The organism is Methanosarcina sp. UBA5, assembly GCF_002505485.1.
GTDB lineage: Archaea > Halobacteriota > Methanosarcinia > Methanosarcinales > Methanosarcinaceae > Methanosarcina.
Genome location: NZ_DAVG01000054.1, coordinates 22,950 through 43,206 on the forward strand (window position 1 = coordinate 22,950; position 20,257 = coordinate 43,206).

General features: G+C 37.1%; 18 protein-coding genes. 1 reads left to right on the forward strand and 17 read right to left on the reverse strand.

The features are described from left to right. The 16 genes from BP621_RS05495 to BP621_RS05565 form a co-directional block, all read right to left on the reverse strand. Complete coding sequence (locus BP621_RS05495; protein ID WP_292388409.1) at window positions 1-3,879, reverse strand: putative baseplate assembly protein; 3,879 nt, start codon at window positions 3,877-3,879, stop codon at window positions 1-3. 145 nt (window positions 3,880-4,024) lie between these two features. Then, window positions 4,025-4,435 carry a GPW/gp25 family protein gene (locus tag BP621_RS05500; protein WP_292388410.1) on the reverse strand — a complete coding sequence of 137 codons (411 nt, stop codon included), beginning with the start codon at window positions 4,433-4,435 and terminating at the stop codon, window positions 4,025-4,027. Window positions 4,436-4,583: 148 nt separating this feature from the next. Then, entirely contained in the window at window positions 4,584-4,877 is a 294-nt protein-coding gene (locus BP621_RS05505) for a PAAR domain-containing protein (RefSeq protein WP_292388411.1), read from the reverse strand. A gap of 13 nt (window positions 4,878-4,890) precedes the next feature. After that, the gene (locus tag BP621_RS05510) at window positions 4,891-5,775 is read right to left on the reverse strand and encodes a phage baseplate assembly protein V (RefSeq protein WP_292388412.1); all 885 of its coding nucleotides are present in this window, start codon (window positions 5,773-5,775) and stop codon (window positions 4,891-4,893) included. A gap of 1 nt (window position 5,776) precedes the next feature. Then, window positions 5,777-6,856 carry a phage late control D family protein gene (locus BP621_RS05515; RefSeq protein WP_292388413.1) on the reverse strand — a complete coding sequence of 360 codons (1,080 nt, stop codon included), beginning with the start codon at window positions 6,854-6,856 and terminating at the stop codon, window positions 5,777-5,779. Window positions 6,857-6,863: 7 nt separating this feature from the next. Further along, the gene (locus BP621_RS05520) at window positions 6,864-7,538 is read right to left on the reverse strand and encodes a CIS tube protein (protein WP_292388414.1); all 675 of its coding nucleotides are present in this window, start codon (window positions 7,536-7,538) and stop codon (window positions 6,864-6,866) included. Then, entirely contained in the window at window positions 7,539-10,118 is a 2,580-nt protein-coding gene (locus tag BP621_RS05525; RefSeq protein WP_292388415.1) for a hypothetical protein, read from the reverse strand. After that, on the reverse strand, window positions 10,115-10,582 hold the full coding sequence (locus BP621_RS05530) for a phage tail protein (protein ID WP_292388416.1): 468 nt from the start codon (window positions 10,580-10,582) through the stop codon (window positions 10,115-10,117). The genes BP621_RS05525 and BP621_RS05530 overlap by 4 nt, the downstream gene beginning before the upstream one ends. Window positions 10,583-10,594: 12 nt before the next feature. Then, window positions 10,595-10,780, reverse strand: a complete 186-nt coding sequence (locus tag BP621_RS17045; protein ID WP_349682050.1) for a DUF6760 family protein — start codon at window positions 10,778-10,780, stop codon at window positions 10,595-10,597. Then, entirely contained in the window at window positions 10,777-11,142 is a 366-nt protein-coding gene (locus tag BP621_RS05535) for a phage tail assembly protein (protein ID WP_292388417.1), read from the reverse strand. Before BP621_RS05535 ends, BP621_RS17045 begins: the two co-directional genes overlap by 4 nt. Window positions 11,143-11,227: 85 nt before the next feature. Continuing rightward, window positions 11,228-11,659, reverse strand: coding sequence for a phage tail protein (locus tag BP621_RS05540; protein ID WP_292388418.1), 432 nt, complete (start codon window positions 11,657-11,659; stop codon window positions 11,228-11,230). A 37-nt stretch (window positions 11,660-11,696) separates the two neighbouring features. Further along, window positions 11,697-13,256 (reverse strand): phage tail sheath family protein, encoded by a 1,560-nt coding sequence (locus BP621_RS05545; protein ID WP_292388419.1) that lies wholly within the window; start codon window positions 13,254-13,256, stop codon window positions 11,697-11,699. A gap of 404 nt (window positions 13,257-13,660) precedes the next feature. Further along, entirely contained in the window at window positions 13,661-14,473 is an 813-nt protein-coding gene (locus BP621_RS05550; protein WP_292388420.1) for a hypothetical protein, read from the reverse strand. 11 nt (window positions 14,474-14,484) lie between these two features. Further along, window positions 14,485-15,081 carry a DUF4255 domain-containing protein gene (locus tag BP621_RS05555; protein ID WP_292388421.1) on the reverse strand — a complete coding sequence of 199 codons (597 nt, stop codon included), beginning with the start codon at window positions 15,079-15,081 and terminating at the stop codon, window positions 14,485-14,487. Window positions 15,082-15,158: 77 nt separating this feature from the next. After that, complete coding sequence (locus BP621_RS05560; protein WP_292388422.1) at window positions 15,159-17,333, reverse strand: AAA family ATPase; 2,175 nt, start codon at window positions 17,331-17,333, stop codon at window positions 15,159-15,161. Between the two features lie 42 nt (window positions 17,334-17,375). Next, window positions 17,376-17,729, reverse strand: a complete 354-nt coding sequence (locus tag BP621_RS05565) for a hypothetical protein (RefSeq protein WP_292388423.1) — start codon at window positions 17,727-17,729, stop codon at window positions 17,376-17,378. A 421-nt stretch (window positions 17,730-18,150) separates the two neighbouring features. On the opposite strand from BP621_RS05565, the gene BP621_RS05570 reads away from it, so the two are divergent. Next, the gene (locus BP621_RS05570) at window positions 18,151-19,182 is read left to right on the forward strand and encodes a class I SAM-dependent methyltransferase (RefSeq protein WP_292388424.1); all 1,032 of its coding nucleotides are present in this window, start codon (window positions 18,151-18,153) and stop codon (window positions 19,180-19,182) included. Between the two features lie 152 nt (window positions 19,183-19,334). Here BP621_RS05570 and BP621_RS05575 read toward each other — a convergent pair whose 3' ends face one another. Further along, complete coding sequence (locus tag BP621_RS05575; protein ID WP_292388425.1) at window positions 19,335-20,003, reverse strand: hypothetical protein; 669 nt, start codon at window positions 20,001-20,003, stop codon at window positions 19,335-19,337. Window positions 20,004-20,257 lie beyond the last annotated feature (254 nt).

Below are 20,257 nucleotides of genomic sequence, written 5' to 3' on the forward strand. Positions count from 1 at the left end.
TTATCCCTCCTTTTCAGTATTTTTCAATTTTACGGCTATCTCATGTTCTCCACTATAAGGAAGGGCATATACAGGAAGCTTAGCCACACTGGATTCATCGGTAAGTTTCATGGATGAGCCTGTAAAGCCTGAATCCTCGTAAAGATTTATGATTACTTTATCTACATAATCTACATCTGTTATTTGTTCGAGAATTAAGTAAATATCAGAGATACAAATAGAACATCCAAAACTCCAGCCGTCTTTCTCATTACTACCGGTTAAAGGGTGCAAAAATTTGGAGATTTTGTTTCTGGCTTCTTTTTCTATCACAGGTATTGCATCGATAGAAGCAGTTATGAGTTCTGCAGAAACATCTATTTTGATATAACAAGGAGGTATTACTCGCAATGTCACTACAGCCGGACATCTTTCTTTTAAGTAAGAGGCAACTCTGCGTTTTAATTCACTTGAAGGGATAGGCTTTGAACTCGAACTTTCTGGAACTATGACAACAGTTACCCACCCTGTAACGAATTTTCCTTCAGAATTGAAATTAGAGAGCGCTTTTACTTTTGCTACCTGATCTGAAGCTCTTTTCGTAAGCCATTCGTAATCTTCAAGTGCCATCGCACGGTCTATCGTTTTTAAGATAATGGGTGCCCTTTTTAGAAGAGCATCTATATCTTCAGTTTCGGTTCCGCCACTCGAGCCGATAGGATTAAAAACTTTATCCACAAAAGCTATTGAACTTTGGAGCTTTGAGATTTTAGAGGCATCAAAATTTCCGGATTTACCCCCACATATACTGTATGTGGCTTTGATGTTGTCAGAACCTATTGGAGGAACCATCCCACGTGTTCCATTTCCAAAAGAGACATCTCCGTCTGTTTTGTCAATTGTATAATGCCTGTCTTTACTCTTCGAATCTAAAAAATCATTTACCCGGGTCCACTTAACCCAAAACTCAGTAATATTGCCTTTATTGTCCTGAATTGTTTTTACTCTATTGGATTCTGCAAGCAATTTTTTCCTGTCCTTCTCTGAAAGAGTAGTAAACTCATTTATCCATATCGTTTCACTTATTACAGGAGCATTAACAAATTTTAAATTTTGATTTACTTCTCCATTTCCTGAGCCTAGTAATTCATCATGAATTGTTTTGGATTGAACAGCCCATGCGGAATTAAGGTAAAAACCGCGAACTTTTGGAGGAAATTTTAAATCTGTTCCGGAGAATATATTAGGATTTAAAATCTTAAAATCCTCTTTATTTTCCACAGAAACATTTGACTTCTGATTTTTTAATTGAATTTTTAGTAATGAATGTGTTTTTAATTCGTTTAATTCTACAGCTTCCGACTGAGATAATTCCAGCCGAGCCCTCGCTCTCTTCAATGTTTCATTCAAATTCTCCAGTTCTGTACAGATTGCAGGCCTGAGCCCTCTAAAATATCTCACATATTCGCTGGATGTCAAAAAGTCTTGTATATAATCAAGGAGTTCTTTTGTAAAGTGAGAACTTTTAACTATTTTCCGGATTTTTAATTGAACACTATCGACCTTTAGTGAAGTCAACACTTGATCCAACATAGCGAATGAGGTCAGAATTTGATTTATAATATCATCGGAAGTAACAGGAAAAGACTCTTCCATTACAACTGCTCTTATCCAGTATTGATCTCCCAAACAAGATAGTTCGTGAGTTTGCATTTTTCCTGGGATATTAAACTGTACTATTCCTTTTTTTGTGAAACCAGCTGTTTCATCCAGCACTCCAAATTCTTCCCATACTTCAGGATCTTCTTTAGCCAAATATTGCCATTTTACTTTTGGCATGAATAGTTCAGGGTATTCAATGCTTTCATCAAGATTTATGGAAAGATTGATAGGTCCGTTTTTGAGCTCTTTATCAAGTCCGAAATAGATTGCAGGAGGACTATTGAAAAGAGATTCAACCTCCTGTTCTTTTAGTTTTTCCAGGTACAGGGAAATTAACATTTTATTTATAAAATCTCTGGTATCAGTAAAGAAATCTCCCGTTACAACTGCCCGTATCCAGTATTGATCTCCCAAACCAAACAATCCGGAAGCCTGTATTTTCCCTGGAATATTAAACTGTACCATTCCTTTCTTTGTAAAACCTGCGGTTTCATCCAGCACTTCAAGTTCTCCCCATATTTCGGGATTTGTATTAATTAAATACTGCCACTTAACTTTTGGCAGAAACGTTTCTGGATATTCAATGTTTTCATCTACATTTATGAACAGGCTAAAAGGCCCCTTTTTAAGTTCTTTATCAAATCCAAAATAGATTGCAGGAGAGATATCAGGAAGAGGGTCGAATGGCTTAAAACCCTTATTTTTTACTAATTCTTCCAGGCAACTTTTAAAGATAAGATTGTTTTCGGTAAAAATGTATTCTGGCTGCTCCATCTGGACAGTATCGCTATCGTTATCGCCATCGGTATCATTATTGTTAACTTTATAATTAATTTTTAAATTAGTTATTTGAGGCGGGAAGAAATGACCAGGAACAACTTTAGCACATGAAACTTTATTACCTTGAGCATTTACAATCTCTTCTGAACTTATGATTTCATACTCCTTTCCATAGTTTCCGCCAACCATTCGAACGCGTATCCAGTAGTTTTCTTTTCCATTAATCCTCGTAAGTTTGAATTCAGGCATCCTGGAAATTGTCAACTCATAAGTTGTAGGTTTAGGTTCGTTTGACTCGTTGGATTCAATCTTTTCGCATAAGTTTTTCTCCCATTCATCGCCTTTAACAGGAAGAAGGCTCCAGCTCTCTCCATCCCAGAATTCCCATGAAAGTTGAGGCTTATCTACTTCATTTATTGAACTATCTATCCCGCTTATTGAACTATCTACCCCACTGATTGAACTATCTGGCTTGTTTGTTGAACTTGGTCTTCCAGGTTTCAAGCCAAGTACCAGAGTGATCTCACTCTCTTTTTTTGAAAACGCGTCCCTGAAACCTATGTAAAAAGTATCATAGAGATAGGGTTTTTTACCAAAAGGATAAAATAAATTACCTGGATTCGGATCTATTGGAATATCGTTACTGAATAAGCAATCAGCAATTACACTATGAGAAGTACTTTGTGAGTTTTGAAGATCGGCTGAATTTTTTTGAGGTGAAGTTAAAGCTCCTATGCTGTTTATTCTCAGATCCTTAAGACCTTCAATATTGGAATCTTTCAACTGGCACTTTAACCACCTGCTTTCAATCCCATTTAACTTCACCTTATCAATTGATTTATTATCAGTGTCTAATATCAATCTCTTTTCTTCCAATCTGGCTGTTAGGAGCTGCCACTCTATTTTCTTGACCTCTTTACCATTTTCTTTGACTATGGATTCTACACTGTACTTCCATTCAACAAGCCCCTGTTCTGGATCAAGGTTTTTGAGTTCTGCCTCATCCAGTCCAAACTCAACGCTTATCTGCCCCTTTTGTACATTGAACAGGCTTTCGTCGCCAATATAAAGAATATGCTTCTGAAGGGAATCTCCTGCAAAGAGTTCTATTGTTTCTGCGCCGTTTACTGCAGCGGTGTGATTAAATATTTTATCTTTCCCTTTTTTTTCATCTTCTTTTATCACACCAATTACACTATATACAGATACTAACTTTGAGGGGGTTGCAAGGATATTTTTTTCGGTTTCAAAAATAACTGCTTTTCCATCAGGACCGTCGGCAGAAGCCTGCGTACAGGCCTCAAGAAGTACAGCTTCAGAAGTCCCTCCACTGAGTATAAATGTAAGCGGAGCTCTTGCTGGACTTGCTGGAATTAGCGAGGCATTAACCATCTCGAGAAAAGAAAGAAAATGCTTTTTCGGAGCTTCATTCAATCTGCTTGAGATCGAATCTACCATACCGGAAAAAATACTTGAAAGAACAATACCAAAGTCTTTCTCATCCTCTGTATTCCATTCAGGTACATAAAAAGGTGCTTTTTTCCGGATGTCCTGCATGGTTGCATCTGCATCGAGTTTGCAAATTTCAGGGACTTGCATCTGTTCACGTTCCTTCTTTTAAATAAAACGGATATACAAGGTTAAATCGATTGTTTGTAGTGCGGATCTGGTAATCAATCTCCATCAATAATTTCCCCTCCTCAGAATCAGGTTCTGCTTTCACGCTAATTACCTTTATTCGCGGCTCCCACATAATTAAAGCCTCACGCACTGCGTTTTCAATAAGGTGAAGATTAACAACATCCATGGAACAAAACACATATTCATGGATTCCGCACCCAAAATCAGGTCTCATCAGGCGTTCTCCTTTGGCAGTACCGAGGATTATGAGTATAGCCTCTTTTATGTCCTCTTCATAACTGGAAACTCCCACCTTCCCTCTTGGATCCAGATTGAAAGGAAATTTCCATCCTTTTCCGAGAAAATCCTTACTAATTAGAATTCCTCCATTCAAAGTTAAAAAAGAGTTTGTGCTTAGAAATAAAAAATATAATTAAATATTTGTTTAAGTTATAATATTGACGTTAGTCATTGACTAAATAAAACAATAGAATTATATATACTCTTCCAAAATGAAAACTTGAAGTTATTCTTAACTATTTCTAACCAATAAGTACTGTTGGAAGGCCTATTGCAATAATATTGGGTGGCCCGCTCTCAACGATGGTATCACCCATGCGTGCAGCAGGTAGGTTGTTAATTAGAACTGTGAAGCTTCCTACGGCAACGACCCCTCCTACATGCGGCACAACTCCAGTAACAAGAGGACATGCATGAGTATCTACTGCTGCTCTCCAGGCGGGCATTCCTCCGATTAATACGTTGACACTTCCAGGCCCCGGACCAAGAGGAGTCCCGTGGCTTGTTAAATCTCCTACTCTGGCTGCTGGTGGCATTCTGACATCTCCTTTAATTAATTTTTACCAGGCTTCCCTGGAGAGTTAAAATACCTGAGGATTTAATAGTCATCATCCCTCCAGCTTCGATCTCAATATTCGGGGCTTTCAGGCTGAGTTTTAACTGGCTGGATATAGCTATCGAATTAGCAACAGAATCTATAGTAATCGAGTTACTTCCACTTTTAATCTCGATTTTCATCTGGCCGGACATAGCTATAGAGTTATTGTCAGAATCTATTATAATCGAGTTATTTCCGCTTTTGATATCGATTTTTTTCTGGCCGGACATAGTTATCGAGTTCGCGTCAGAATCTATTACAATAGAGTTATTTCCGCTGTTTGCATCGATTTTTCTCTGGGCAGAGATAGTTATCGAGTTTTCGGGAGAATCTATCAAAATCGAGTTATTCCCGCTTTTATCCAATATCTCAATCTTTTCTTCGTCACTTGTGTCGTCAAGAAATATCTTATGACCTGCTTTTGTATGAATTTCGATGTTTTCTTTATTATCTTCGTCATTAAAAATAAGCTCATGCCCACTTCGTGATTTTATCTTTCTTATGTTATTCTTGCCGTCGGAGTTAGTCTCAGGAGGTTTATCGACCCCATTCCAGAGAGCTCCGATTACATATGGGCGATTAATGTTTCCATGTTCAAAAGCAACCAGCACTTCATCCCCTACCTCTGGAAGGAAAAAACTCCCACGCACTCCCCCCGCCATGAATGTGGTCATACGTATCCAGTCGGTTTCATTATTATCTGAGAACCATGGAAATTTTACTTTCAGTCTTCCAAGTTCGTCGGGGTCCTTATTGTTCGTAACAATACCAGCCACAACACCATAAGTTCTTCCAACAGCTTTATTTCCATCTCCCAGTGCATCCAGAATACTCATATTATAGCCTCTTAACCGTTTTACTTATCACTGAAAACTGAGTTCTATAGCCGCTATCGTCTATGGTGTGAGTAGTTTCTTTCACGTAGTACTTACCATTGAATCGCGCTCCCATTTTATTAAGAATAACATTAACACCTGTTCTTATCTGTGGTAGTCCAATACACACCACAGTACCCTCGATAAAGGTATAACTTGCTTTGTTCAATTCTGCCTTAGCGATTTCATCAGCATGTTCTTTTGAGTTTACAACGATGTCTGTTATTACTTTCTTTTGTATAGAATTAGAAAATACTTTAGTAAGTAAAGCCAGTAACTCTCCCTCTGCCTTCGCTTTTCCTATAAAAGATGCATTTGGGTCTTGCAGATTATGTCCTCTTACCTCTACCTCAGCGAGTAATCCAGTAGTTTTCATAATTGGATTAAAACTGATAATATCTTTCCCAAGTTCCAGTGTAAAGATTTCCTTATTTTTGTCTTTTGGCTTAACAAAATACATTTTCTGTTCCTTAATATCAAAATTAAACCCAATTCTATCTTTTATATTGTTTAGAAAAGCGTAGTATGTTTCTTTATTGTCCTTACGAATAAATTTTTCGAATTCCCTAGTATCATCTACCTCACACTCTAATCCTGCTTCCTGAGCAATCATTCTAGCTATGTCGCTATATGTTTTATCAACAAAAGTTTTTTCAGGTGTAGCCCGTTTCATAAAATCGTATGAAGGGTCCTGACCTCCTATTGTAAGTGTGGGTGTTTCGCTCGCAAAAAAACTTGGCTGAAGACTTGTTATTTTCCCATTTACCATAGTATGCAGGGTACTTCCATATCCAATTTTTATAGTTATCTTATTTCCAACATAAAAGCGGGTATCATCAATCCATCTAAATGTCTGGGTATTCATGTCGAACTCGTCGTGAAGCGTTAACTCGAAATTCGCTCCTTCATCGAGTTTTTCATTTACTTTTATATTGATAATTTCTTTAGAAATGTTCACACCCAATTTTTTACCCTCAATCTCAACATCAAATCTTGGAGCATAAAAGTTAAGATTTTCTTTTGCCAGGTTTTCCAGCGTCACAGTAAACTCACTCCTTTACAGGAATTATTAGCCTCTGACCAGGGTTCAAAATTCTGGGATTCTCAATATTGTTCTTTTTGGCAATCAGCCTCCAGTCTTCCGGACTTCCGTATTCTTTAGCCGCTATTGCCCAGAGGCTGTCTCCCTGAGTGACTACCCAGCTTTTTGTCAGGTCAGAAGATTGCGGGTTAATCTCTTTAACTTGTGCCTCTACTTCTCTGTATTCCTTCATGGTAACGTTTAGTGTTGCTCTTACAGGAGTTCCGTTCGAAAGGAACATAGTAAATTTCTTGCTAACTTTTTCAATGATACACTGAAAAATAAAAGCTCCCCAGACAAATAGGCAGATTGGAGGAGCATGCAAATCAGAGTCAATATCCATCAAACCCTTTTTAGGAGACTGGTTGTTTAATGTATTTCCGGCTTCCCATCCTGTAATTATATCTGTGTATGTACGTACATCTTCTCTTTTTTCGTATGTATCAAAAAATAGGTCAACAGTAACTAATCTTGCATTTCCTCTCACAAATTGGAATATTGGTGACTCAAGACCAGGTATATTTACCTCAGCAAAATGATTACTCTTTTCAATATTCAATTCTTTGGGGTTGAACAGGCACTCAAGAAATTTCACAGAAGGATTATCTTTTGTTGCAAAATAGGCTTTTTCTAATTTACCCATTTATATTCCTCTTCTCTCTCTTTCCATTCTTATTGTCCTTTCAAGATTTTGATAGACCTGAGACGAAATTCGATTTATATCGAGATACTTTTTTATATCCGCCTCTCCAAAAACATGTACTGTTTTCTCTGACACTGACTTTTTTGTTTCTATAATGATTCTTTTAATCTGTTCTATCTCCTGTTCTATATGCCCCTGATCCTGAAACACCAGACTTTCAGGTCTCATTTTATAGTTATGATTGCTCTGAACATAACCGGGTGTTCCGTGCCCAGAGCTGCCATAATTATTTTTTATTAAAGGTCCATTAAAAGCTACCCAACTTGATTCTTTAAAAAAACGTCTATTCATACCGGGTTTCTTATTAGACAAAAAATTGTCCTGCAAAAAAACTGCAGGTAATTTGCCTTTAAAGAAAGGCTGATTTTTAAGTACACTTTTTTTGTTGAAAAAAGGAGAGTGTCTGGTAATATTTAATGACTCATAGTTTTTATTCGCTCTAAACACTTGTGAATTTAAAATTTTCTCATTGATTTTAGAGTTTAATACCTGAGAACTAACTTTTGCGGCTCCGGAATAAGTTGAGTTAGCTACCTGTTGATAATAGACAGGATTTTCAGACCGAAGTTGTGGCTTTAGTATTCTATTTGAGTTAGTTATTTTATTTCCAGCCTTAAAGACTAAATATTTTAGAAATGGGTCGTGGTGGGTATGAGTAGTTGAGAATCGAAAAGGACGGAATCTATCAAAATACCTGTCAATTACAGTGAGCACACTCACCTTTTCGGAATTGATCAATAACTCACGTACACGACCTGTTTTTCGATTAAGTGATAAAATGTCTGGAAAAATTGTACGAGTTTTTTGAGAATAAAAATCATGGTTTACAGGTAAAAATGGTGACTTTAGTATTTTGTTTGAGTTATTTGTAATATTTTCCGCCCTAAAAATAAAAGGTTTAAAAAGCGAAAAAACTGAGTTTTTCTTTGTAGCGATATTTTCAGTTAGAAATTTGTTTGTGAAAGTATTTCCAGTTAAAAAAAACTCTGACCCTTCATAAAATCCTTGTGGAATCTTGAATACTGCCTGAGACACATACACGTTAGATGTATAATTCACATTCATGGCATCTTTTTGCCTGGTTATCGATTTAAGGCAGTTTTTTTCAGTGTTTAACCGTGAGAAAATTTCTTTAATAACAGGAATATTTTTGACAACTAAAGAATGTATGAAAGAGGGTATGATATTTTTATTCCCTGACTGATTCGAAGGTGATTTATCCTCAGACAAAGACCAGGACTTGAGCGTATTTTCGTTACCATTTAAAGTAGAATTCCCTGCAATATTTAACAATCTATAGCAAATTTTCGTTCCAGATATTTGCAAGTTGAAAATTTCCATATTGTTGTCAAAACTCAATATTTTTGAATTCCGGGTAAAAATATTCGGAGAAATCGTAAGAGCTTTTTGTTGATAAAAAGCACTGCTTGAAGGTGAAAAAATTGATTTTGTTGTTTTATTTGAGTCATTTGTTACATTTTCAGCCTTAAATGTTAAAGATTTTAAAAACAGAAAAAACGGAATTTTATTTGCAGAGATATTTCGAGTTAGAAAATGCTCTGACGGTACATGATGCTCCTGTGGAATCTTGAGTGATGTTAGAAATATCTTCGGTACGTAATCAGTACGCTGAACATTTTTTATCTGAAATGTCGATTGAAATACTTTTTTTTCAGCATTTAACCCTGAGATTTCTCCTCCTGCAACAGGAATATTTTTCACAGCTAAAGAGGGTATGAAAGAGGATATGGTATTTTGCTTTCCGAAATCATTAGAAGAGGAACCATTCTCAAACATATACAAAAACTTGAGAGTTTTTTCGTTATTAATTAAGATGAAACTACTTGCAGTATTTAACAACCTGTACCAGATTTTCCTCCCAGATATTTGTGAGTTCAAAATTTTAATATTATTTTCATAACTTAATATATAACTTAATATTTTTGAATTCCGGATAAAAACATCCGGAGAAATCGTAAGAGTTTTTTGTTGAGAAAAAACAGTGCTTGCAGATGAAAATAATGAATTTAGTATTTTATTTGAGTTATTTGCTGCATTTCCAGCTCTAAAAATTAAAGATTTTAATAACGAAAAAACCGGAGTTTTATTTGCAGAGATATTTTCAGTTAGAAAATGCCCTGACCTTATATGATACTCATGTGGGATCTTGAATGAAGTTAGAAATATCTTAGGAACATCTTCAGTACTCTGAACATTTTTTAGCTTGAATATTGATTGAAGGTGTTTTTTTTCAGAATTTAACCCTGAAATTCTTCGTCCCGTAACAGAAATATTTCTTATAATCAAAACAGGTGCAATATTTTGCTGATTCAGACAAAACCTGAAATTCAGAATCATACTAATTTTTTCAGGAAAAAAATATCCTCTTTTTTTGAAAAAAATCATTGTGGGAAACTTGGAAGTATTCTTTCTGCCAGTATGATGTTTTTGCATAATTTTGCGGCAAAAACTGGTGGAACCTGATATTGTAGTTATAGTTTTTATAACAGACAAGCTCATTTTGTATCCTTCATGATTCCATTATGTGCCAGTTCGACGGTCTCAAAAGCTACAGTATTACTATCAGCTTTAAAGTCCGGTCCAGTCCATTTTACAGGATATGCATTTTCTAAGGTCCAGCGCCACTTTTCTTTTTCGCCAGTGATATCCATCAATATGATTGTCACGTTTTTACGTGTGAATTGTCCACTGATTACATCCTGATACCATTTCCAGATTTCATCCTGGTCTGTAATTCCCCTTTTGAGGACAATATGCTGATATTTTGTCCTTTTAGGTAGTTGGTGTACAAAGTGATTGACACCACCCTCTTCATAAGGCTCTGTCTCGGTCTCAATCTGAAGTCCGGTTACTTCGGAAGCATGAGTTGTCATTATTCCATCAATTTCCACCTTAAATCGAAAAGACATTAGAGGGTCTATTTTTCGTTCTGTGTGGGTAGAATTAGAGTTACCATCAGGCATCTAGTACCTCCATTATTCAACTTCCAGAATACTTCTCTGTTTTTCTCCTGATAGACGCCGGTTTATTTTTGAGATTTCTTCACACCAGCGCTGCCTGTCCCTGTGTTCCAAATTCATTATATCCTCATGTGACCAGTGAAAATGATATGCAATAAAAGCTACCTCCTCGTAAAGAGTGGCGAGGGGGTAGCGAGTTATTCCCCCTGATTTTCTACCTCATATTCGAATATCTGTTCGCAATGTGGACATCTAACTTTTATTTTGGAAGTCCCGTTTTCGTTAATTCTGCCGTAAAAATCCTGCAGGTAGGCAAGGTCTGTGGCAAAAAGATTTTCGATCACTTTCGTATCGATTACATGTAAATTTCCAAGCTTTGTTATTACTCTAGAAAGCAGGATTATAGTCAGATATGCAGGGTTTGACTGCACTCTCGGGTCTTTGAGAGGCAAGATCTCGTCAGCAGCCGTTGCAAGCCGCATAATTCCTTTTTTTTGAAGGTTCCCTTCATTGTCCACATAACCTTTGGGAAGGGTAAACTCAAACTCAGTTTGAAAAGTCATGAATCTATCTCCAAATAAAAAATTTGTTTTTAAAATTTAGAAAAATTCCTAAAACAACTAAACGAATAAATTTAAAAATAGTTACTCAAGAAACCCTTTTAAAACCCTCATGCACTATCTCAAGAGTTTCGATTGCAACTTCATTACCTTTGGCATTGAAATCAACAGGGTCATATTTACTTGGCCAAGCCCTTGTAATTTCCCAGCGTGCTTTATCTTCCCCAGCTTCATTAATCAGGATTATAGACATATCCTTTCTATTATTCTCAGCCCCTTTGTCTATAATCTGCTGTCTCCAGTTAAAAAGTTCCATATTATCCGTAATACCCCATTTGAGAGTGATATTTCCGTACTTGGTCAAGCCTGAAAGTTTACGAAATATCGGGAGCTCGTCTCCTTCTCTATACTCTACAGGGTCAGTAGTGGTATCAGCAAAGGTACATTCACTGAAACCTAGTTTTATACTTCCAATTTCAACCCTGAACCTGAATTGTCTGTATGGATCCTGTCTTGGCATATTTTATCTCCTCTTCTCAATTTCGATATGTATAGTCTTATTCGGTAGCTGCACTTCCGCCTGTCCACTGCGCTATACGGAATATTACGAACTCTGCAGGTTTTACTGGGGCAATACCGATAATACAGATCAACCTCCCATTATCAATATCATCCTGGGTCATGGTGGTTCTGTCACATTTAACGAAAAAAGCTTCTTCAGGCTTTGTTCCCATTAAAGCCCCATCTCTCCAAATCCCAGTAAGGAATTGTGTAATTGTTGCCCTTACCCTTGCCCAGAGCCTTTCATTATTTGGTTCAAAAACAACCCACTGGGTACCTCTTTCTATTGATTTTTCAATATAGATGAAAAGGCGGCGAACATTTATGTATTTCCAGAGAGGGTCAACAATGCAAGTCCTTGCCCCCCAAACTAAAATACCCCTTCCAGGGAAGCTACGGATTACATTTATCCCTCTTGGATTGAGAACTCCTTGCTCTTGTTTGGTAATCTGGAATTCGAGGCCAACAGCACCCCTTACTAGCTCATTAGCTGGAGCCTTATGCACTCCTCTCTCTGTATCGCTTCGTGCATATATCCCAGCCAGATATCCTCCTGGGGGTTTGCTTATTTGCCTTTTTGTCAGAGGGTCATAGATTTTGATCCAAGGATAATATAAAGCCCCATATTTAGAGGGTCTTGATATCATCAAGCCACCAACGTTTGTTTCATTCTCCTTGATATCAAGGATAGCAAATCGATCCTTCAAGGTCTCGCAATGTATAAGGATATCGTCAAGGAGCGTATCCTGCCCGGATTTAACAAAATGAATATCAGGGACATACACTATCGAAATATCATCAATCTCAGCTATGGCTGTCAGACCATGCCTTTCACCTGGTTTTGCTGCAGGGTCACCCCTTACATCATCACGAGTCAAATCTGCATCTCCATCATTTCCACCCGGTAAAAGGATAAAAAAATCTTCAGTATTAGCCGGTCTTCCGATGCTGTCGTTACTTATCAGGATAAGGTTTGAAATATTTTTTAGTGGATCGCTTAATTTTCGTATGTAATGGTCTGGCGAGTTCTTATCTTCAGAGAGATCATCAAAAACTTCAATGGCATCTGCTTTTTCAATAATTTGTTTGAATTTCTTTTCTTTTTCATTCTGGTCTTCTGGTTTCGAAAAGTTACTGGGCAGATTTTCTGATTTCCAGTAGGCAACAGTCAACTTAAAGACTTTCTTGCCTTCCGGATTTAGATCATTTTTGGGATCACTTGAAGCATTTTCTATTCGGATTCCTATTCTATTTCCCCAAATTCCTTCACCTACTGCTTCAACTGCAAAGTCGCCTAAGTCTAAACTGGAAGTAAGAGCATTTTTATGAACTATTCTTCCGATATAGCAACGCTGACCACCATTTGCAAAAAAACCATCCACGGAATAAGCTAAATGTGAATTTTCAATATATCCTCCATAGACACGCATAAATTGGGTTAAACTTGTTACTAACTTAGGAGGAATTGTAGGTCCCCGTTCAGTTTCTCCTAAAAATCCCGCAGTACTCGTGCTTACTCCTTCAATCGGCCTGGCACCGATTTCGAACTCTTCCATATACACGCCTGGCGTTAAGTATTCTGGCATATCAGTTCCTCTTTAGCTGTATTTCTTTTATTTTTTTGGATTTATGTTATTATGTCAGTAATCACTGAATAAAATTTAAATGTCTTATTAAATGTCTTATTTCAAGACCCCGTTTTGCATGTAAAACGACTAATTAGAATTACCGTTAAACTTCACTCATCTTTTTATTCTGAAAAATCCTGCCGATCAGGGCAGTATTTTATGTAAAAATATGCCATGCCGGCATTATGAATTCACAAAAATTAAAAACCTGAGAATAAAGAAAAAAGATATTATTTTAAATCATACACAGAAAACAGAAGCATAAAAGTGATTTATGCACTGTAATCTTTTGCTTTGTAGATAATAGAATAAATAATTATGAAAATATTATTTTATGGAAACATTATTTTACCCAGGGACTTCATTCTCCCCTCCTTCAAAGTTGTGTTAACAGGCTTATTCTTTCCGTTTTTCTCAATCTCAAATGAGATATTTTCACTTATTAAATTGTTAAAGTAAAGTACAAACTCTCCCATTTTATCGGATTTAGTGTCCAGATTCAAGTCTGTAACTTTTATTATCGCATCTGCAACTGGATTTTTGCCTGAATCTATGAGTAACCCTCTTACAAAGGTTGAATTATAGCAAAAAGGGTAGGAAGGCAGGGGTTTAAGGGAAATTGTAACAACAGGATTTCCATAGGCAAAAACAGCGTTATCTGCAGCATTAAAACTATATTTAAGCCCTTCTGCCCATGAGATCTTTTTAGTTCTTACGTCAATATCTATAATTTTCTTCTGTTCTACACTGCCAGCGGGACTATTGAACTCGACTATGTCACCCTTCTGTAATTTTGAAACGTCTTTAAGCCTGGTGCTGGTAGCCCTGGATGCCGGTCCTTTACTATAGAATTTTAACATTAAATTTGAGGTTTTTATCTTCGAGACGTCAATCACTCTTTCTTCAGGAAAGTAAAATTCTGATACAATCTTTACGGTATAAATGCCGTCTGCAAGATCAGTAAAAATATAATATCCACTCAGGTTCTTAATTGGATTTATATTTCCTTCCTTTATCATCACCTTCAAATGACCTATAGCCTCTCTTTTTGTAAAATCATCTATCAACGATATTGCTAAAGACAGATTAGTGGTTATGGTTTCTCCATTATGAGTGCCTGATATGAAAGGTTTAATCAAAGTCATTACTTTTCAGCTCACTCTGGTACAATTCGATTATAGCCAGTTTCTTTAGACACCACTCTCTGTACAGTAATCTCGCGTTTGGTATCAATTATTACCGGAGTAACAAGACAACAGATAGAAGACCTGAAGGTTTTTCCCGGGAAGGTTGTCCACATCTTTGTCATGTCATCAAGGCTTAAAGGAGATAACGTAATATGCAGTTCATAGCCATTCCTAGCTAAGCCTCCTTTTAAAACCGAGCCTGTCAGAATAGCATTGTCGTTTATTATCTGTATGACTCTGCCCAGTATACTATGTTCTTCTTTTGTCCTCTCGGTTATGTCCTGTACTCCGGAAGGGTAAGAAGTTAACATGTAATATAAATCCAAAGCTATAGGAGGAAATACCAGTGTTGTGGGATCTTTTATCTGCATCTCTTGGTTTTTCAAATGAACATTTTCGAGAACCTGGTAAAGGAAAAGCGACAGCCTCACATCATCATTGGTTTCAATCTCTCCTGGAGAGGCCATCACTATCGATTGCCTTCTAGGAATAAGGTCCTGCATATTATCTCTTAACAGTTCGATAAGAGTCTCTCCAATGTCTGCTATAGCTCTATAATCCGACATGTTTTTTTTCCGGGTTTTATTTTAAATATAGGAATCTAACCAACTGTAAAAAGTATGCAATGAATATAATATATAAATTATTTACAAAGTTTGTAGTACTCTCCAAAGTCAGCCTCAGTGAAAAGTTTTCCAATTTTTTCATATTCTCTCCTTAAGGCTTTAATTAAATGTTCCATCTCAACAGCCTTAGAATGTTCTGCTGCCAAAAAGGAAGCAGCAAGGACTACGTTTTTGATATTTCCTCCAGATAGCTTAAACTTTGAAAGAAAAGCAAAATCTACATCATTTGCAGTTGGAGTTTCTTTAGGAAACGTTTTTTGCCAGATATTTTCTCTTAACTTTTCATCAGGAAGAGGAAATTCTATTATAAAATGAAGCCTACGAAGGAATGCATCATCCATATTTTTCCGAAAATTGCTGGCCAGAATTACTATTCCCTCATGCCCCTCCATTTTCTGGAGCAGATAAGCTGTCTCGATATTTGCATACCGGTCGTGTGAATCCTTTACTTCTGATCTCTTACCAAAAAGGGCATCAGCCTCATCAAAGAAGAGAATCGAATTGCTTGTTTCAGCTTCATCAAAGATCTTTTTTAAGTTTTTCTCAGTTTCTCCTATGTACTTGCTTACCAAACTTGATAAATCGATTTTATAAAGATCTAGTTTTACTTCATTTGCAAGAATCTCAGCAGCCATTGTTTTTCCAGTACCAGGAGGGCCTGAAAAAAGGACATTTAGACCTTTTCCAAGAGACAATTTCTTTTCAAAACCCCAATCCGAGTGCACTTTTCCTTTGTACTTAATAAATCCAGAAACTTCTTTTAAATGATTTAAAGTATCTTTTGGAAGAACAATGTCCTCCCATGTATAGTGCGAATTGGTTTTCAAAGCAAGAGAACTAAGATTCTGATTGGACTGGATCTTGCAGCTTTTATAGAGATCTTCCATAGATAGGGCCATACAGGAAGGATTATTTTCTCCTGCAAAACTGAATGCTATGCGGACAGCATCCTTTATTTGACCGCCGCTAAACCTGAACTTGCTCGCAAGTGCATCCAGATTCATTTCTTTGGCCAGGCTGCCACCTTTTAGACAAGTTTCCCATAGCTGTTTTCGAACCATATATGAAGGTAGAGAAAAAAAACAGGAGATAAAGCCATTATTCATCAAACTTTTATCGAATTCCAGGGATTCTTTTCCTGCCAAGAATATTGGCCCTGAAAACATATTTAACGCCTGGATAAGAGATTCAGGATAACTTTTTGACTCTTTGTCTTCAAAAAGTACGTCAAAAGCTTGAAAATAAATCGCAGAATTTTGTAGGAGAGCTTCCCGCATTATGAAATGTGCGGTATCAATTGACCTGCCTTCAAGCAGTACTTTTGAATCCACTATAAGAAGGTTTACTCCTGCCTCCCTGCAGATAGCTTCCGCAACACTCTTTTTCCCGCTTCCATGAGGGCCGCAAAACAGAAGCTTCGGTGGAAGTTTGTTTCTGTTGTACCAGCTTGCTATATTCACTAACTTATTTTTAAAATCTGGAGGTAGAATCAGGTTCTCAAAAGAATTTGCGGGTTTTATTACATAAGAGAAATCCCGAATTCTCAGATCAGGCTCATCAAATTCAAGTAAAAAATTAATTATCCTTTCATCTATCTTTATAAAGCTGGAGATGAGGGACGAATCTGCATTTTCTTCTCTCTCCAATAGATAAACTAGATTGTTTTTCCGAAGGGAGGAAAACGAAGAAAAGTATATTCTCGCTTTGATTTTTTCCTCGGTTGTTGGGAAAAGCAGAGTCAAAGCCAGGTCTACAGTTGGCTTTTTTTTCATTACGTCATTTTGAAGGTATGAATATAGCTTCTCATACTTAAGGTCCAGTTCCGGAGCAAGCCCAATTAAAAGTATATCTATTTCAAAAGGATCAAGGCCGAAAAGTTCTGAAATTTTCTGAAGCCTTAATTCCCTTCCTCTTTTCAGACTCTCTTCGATCCTGGCATCGATTTTCCTTCTTAGTGCATTAACTTCCCTAAGTCTTTCAATTTGAGATTCTTGTAATATTCCTTGAGTGTTTCCAAAACCCGAACTCCTTCGAATCCTTCCTATTTCAGTTTCTGATACATATAGGCCTCTAAATTCACCTCCGACTTCAGGTGAATCTTCTAGCCACTTTTCCAGATAAGTTCTTAGCAGTAAGTCCATTCTGGAAAGTTCATCCAAAAGATGTTCAAGATTGTTATCGTATGGCTTCATGTTTGTGGCATTAAGAATCCATATATTTTTAGAGAATAATACTTAAGGCTCACTGAGATGTTTTTCTGATACTTTACAAGTCAAAACATTCTGGTACGCATAGAGTAAAATTTGATCATCCGAAAACTTACCATGAGACTTGAGCCGATCTACTTCTAATAAAAATTTTTCTGAATTTAAATTATTATCTTTTGCAAAGGCTGCCGCTAATATTTTCAATTCTTTTTTTGAAGAATATTTTTTAGGCCAGTTTCCATCTACAAAATTAAAAACAAGCCCGCAGTTCCTATGCCCTATCGTTCTAGTAGATGGATTTAAGGATGTTTTGATATAATCTTTGAATGTGTATTCCCGCAGATCTCCTCTTACTAATTTTCCACATTCGCATACAAACATGGAGTCACCTCTCTCCCAACACTATATTAAAAAATAACTTGTAATTCCCTAAATAATTAAATTCTGGTTAGGACTGACAAAAAATTGTAATTATGACCGTTTTACGCTACTGATATAGTGTTTTCTATTACAAAATTTATTAAAAAATAAAAATTTGTCTCAACACTTACAGTATAAACTGGTCATAGGAGTTTTCATCGCCCAATCGCTCGCTCCAGAAGGCCAAAAAGGATAATGTCCTCTAAACGGATACTTTACAGGTTAAGCTAGATATATCTTTGGACTATTTATACTTTTTTATTTATGTAATTTTTCTATATGTAGTATACACTTAAAGTCACTTGTTATTGATTAGGCAACTCATCTACATGAAGTTTAGACAAAAAAACATTAATCCTATGTATGCTATCCTTCAATTCCAATGTATAGAGTAATCAGGATTGCCACGGAAAAAGGAGAAGACCTAAGGAAAAAAGCAATTCAAGGGAAATTTCTGGATACTTCAAGAAAGATCCGAAAAGTCAGGACTGAAGAAGGTAACTTTCTGGAGATCCCAGTCACAGAAGCTGCAGGTGAAAGGGTGGAAGGTTTTCGGGTTTTTGAACAGGAAAATCCAGAATTTCTTGAAAAGCCAGGCTCCCTCAAAGAGTCCCTTAAAAGTCTTCTTTCCGAAGCTGAGCTTGCATCCGTCCCTGCAGGCTGGCAGATCTTGGGAGATATAATAATAGTTGGCATCCCTGAAATCCTAGAAAATAAAAAAACAAGGATAGCTGAAGCTTTGCTCCTGATGTATCCTAAGTGCAGGACCGTTGTAAGGGATTTTGGAATCGAAGGGCAGTTCCGCCAGCCAAAAAGAGAACTTCTCTTAGGCAGCGGAACCGAAACCGTCAACAAGGAACATGGCTGCTTTTTTAAGCAGGATGTAACAAAGGTAATGTATTCCAAAGGCAACCTTCAAGAACGAAAGCGAATGAGCAGGCTCGGAGAAGGGGAAATTATAGTCGATATGTTTGCAGGAATAGGGTATTTTTCAATTCCCATGGCTGTGCATTCCAGGCCGAAAAAAATTATCGGGATAGAAATTAATCCTGAGTCTTTTGCCTATCTGAAGGAAAACATCAGGCTAAATAAGGTAGAGGATATTTTTGTCCCAATCTGCGGGGACTGCTCAAAAGTTGCCCCTGAAGGAACAGCCGACCGCGTGCTTATGGGGTATGTAGGAACAACACATCACTATCTTGGGCCGGCTATAAAAGCCCTCAAAAAAAGCGGGGGAATTCTGCACTATCATGAAACAGTCCCTGAGGGTCTTGCCAGAACCAGACCTCAGGAAAGGATAGAAAAAGCTGCCTGCAAATTGGGAAAGAAAGTGGAGATTCTGGAAACCCACAGGGTAAAAAAGTACTCTCCTGGGGTTTTTCATGTGGTTGTCGACGCACGGATATACGAGTAAAAATTTGAAATTTCACTTTTAATTCAGGAATGTCTTCTTTGACGGATAAAAGGAGTAAAAGAGATTAAATGAATAAAAAGCACTAAAAAATAAAATGGCACTAAAAAAGTTTAGGTTTCAGTCCCTTCCGGCTACCAGCCCGCATTTATCTTCTATTCGGTAAATTTCGGACCTTCAAAGTGCAATTCGCTTCTATTTGGTGAAAAACTGGAATCTGTCAATTTTATCCTGCACTGGGAGTCAGGTGTGACGTTTATATCCATGCTGAGAATTTTCCTGTAAATATTTCTTTTTTGCACAATAGGCCACCACCCGTAGAGAAAAACATACGCAGGCTCCCACAAGGCAACCCAACCTATAATTGTCAGGCCTTCGGAGAACATGGTATTTATCAATCCCTGTTCAAGCGTTGAAATAAGCCGTATTATGAGCAAGCAGAGAAAAAGGAAGAAAATCGCAATTGCCATGTTTCTTCTTCCTCGCTGAAGAAGTCTCCTCAACTCTATGTCCGTGAGAACTTTTTTGTAAGAAAAATGGTTCTTTATTGCTTCTTTAAGGGTGCGCTCGGTCTCTCCATCAAACTCGGAAGAGGGAGCGTATATTACAATTCCAAGGGGCTTTTTTAGAGGGAACTCTCCAACGGTATTATAAATATATTCTTCCGCTTCCGGGTCAAGCTCTTTTTCGCGAAAAGGGGCAGGATCAAAAGAATTGAAAATTTGCATTATGTTGTGCAGCTCAAGTTCAATTAGAAGTTTTCCATCCCGCTCTCTGTAAAGAGCTTCTGTTCCTTTTGGGGAAGAATCTATCCCCCAGACCACTTTTATCTACCTTCTATGGAAAATTTTTAAAAATTTAGAAAAATTGTTTTTAAACATAACTAAACAGTTTCAAGTTTAATATAAAGTTTTGCTTTTTGCGCTTTTGGTTTGGGGTCAAACTAAAGCTTCTTAGAATTAATGGTTAAAAAACTTTAAAATCAAATTGCGTGCGGCCACCCCACCCTAAAGGATGGGGTATGCTTCGGGCCGCCCGCCCGGTTTCTAGGGAATAATTAAGTATCCATTTACAAGAC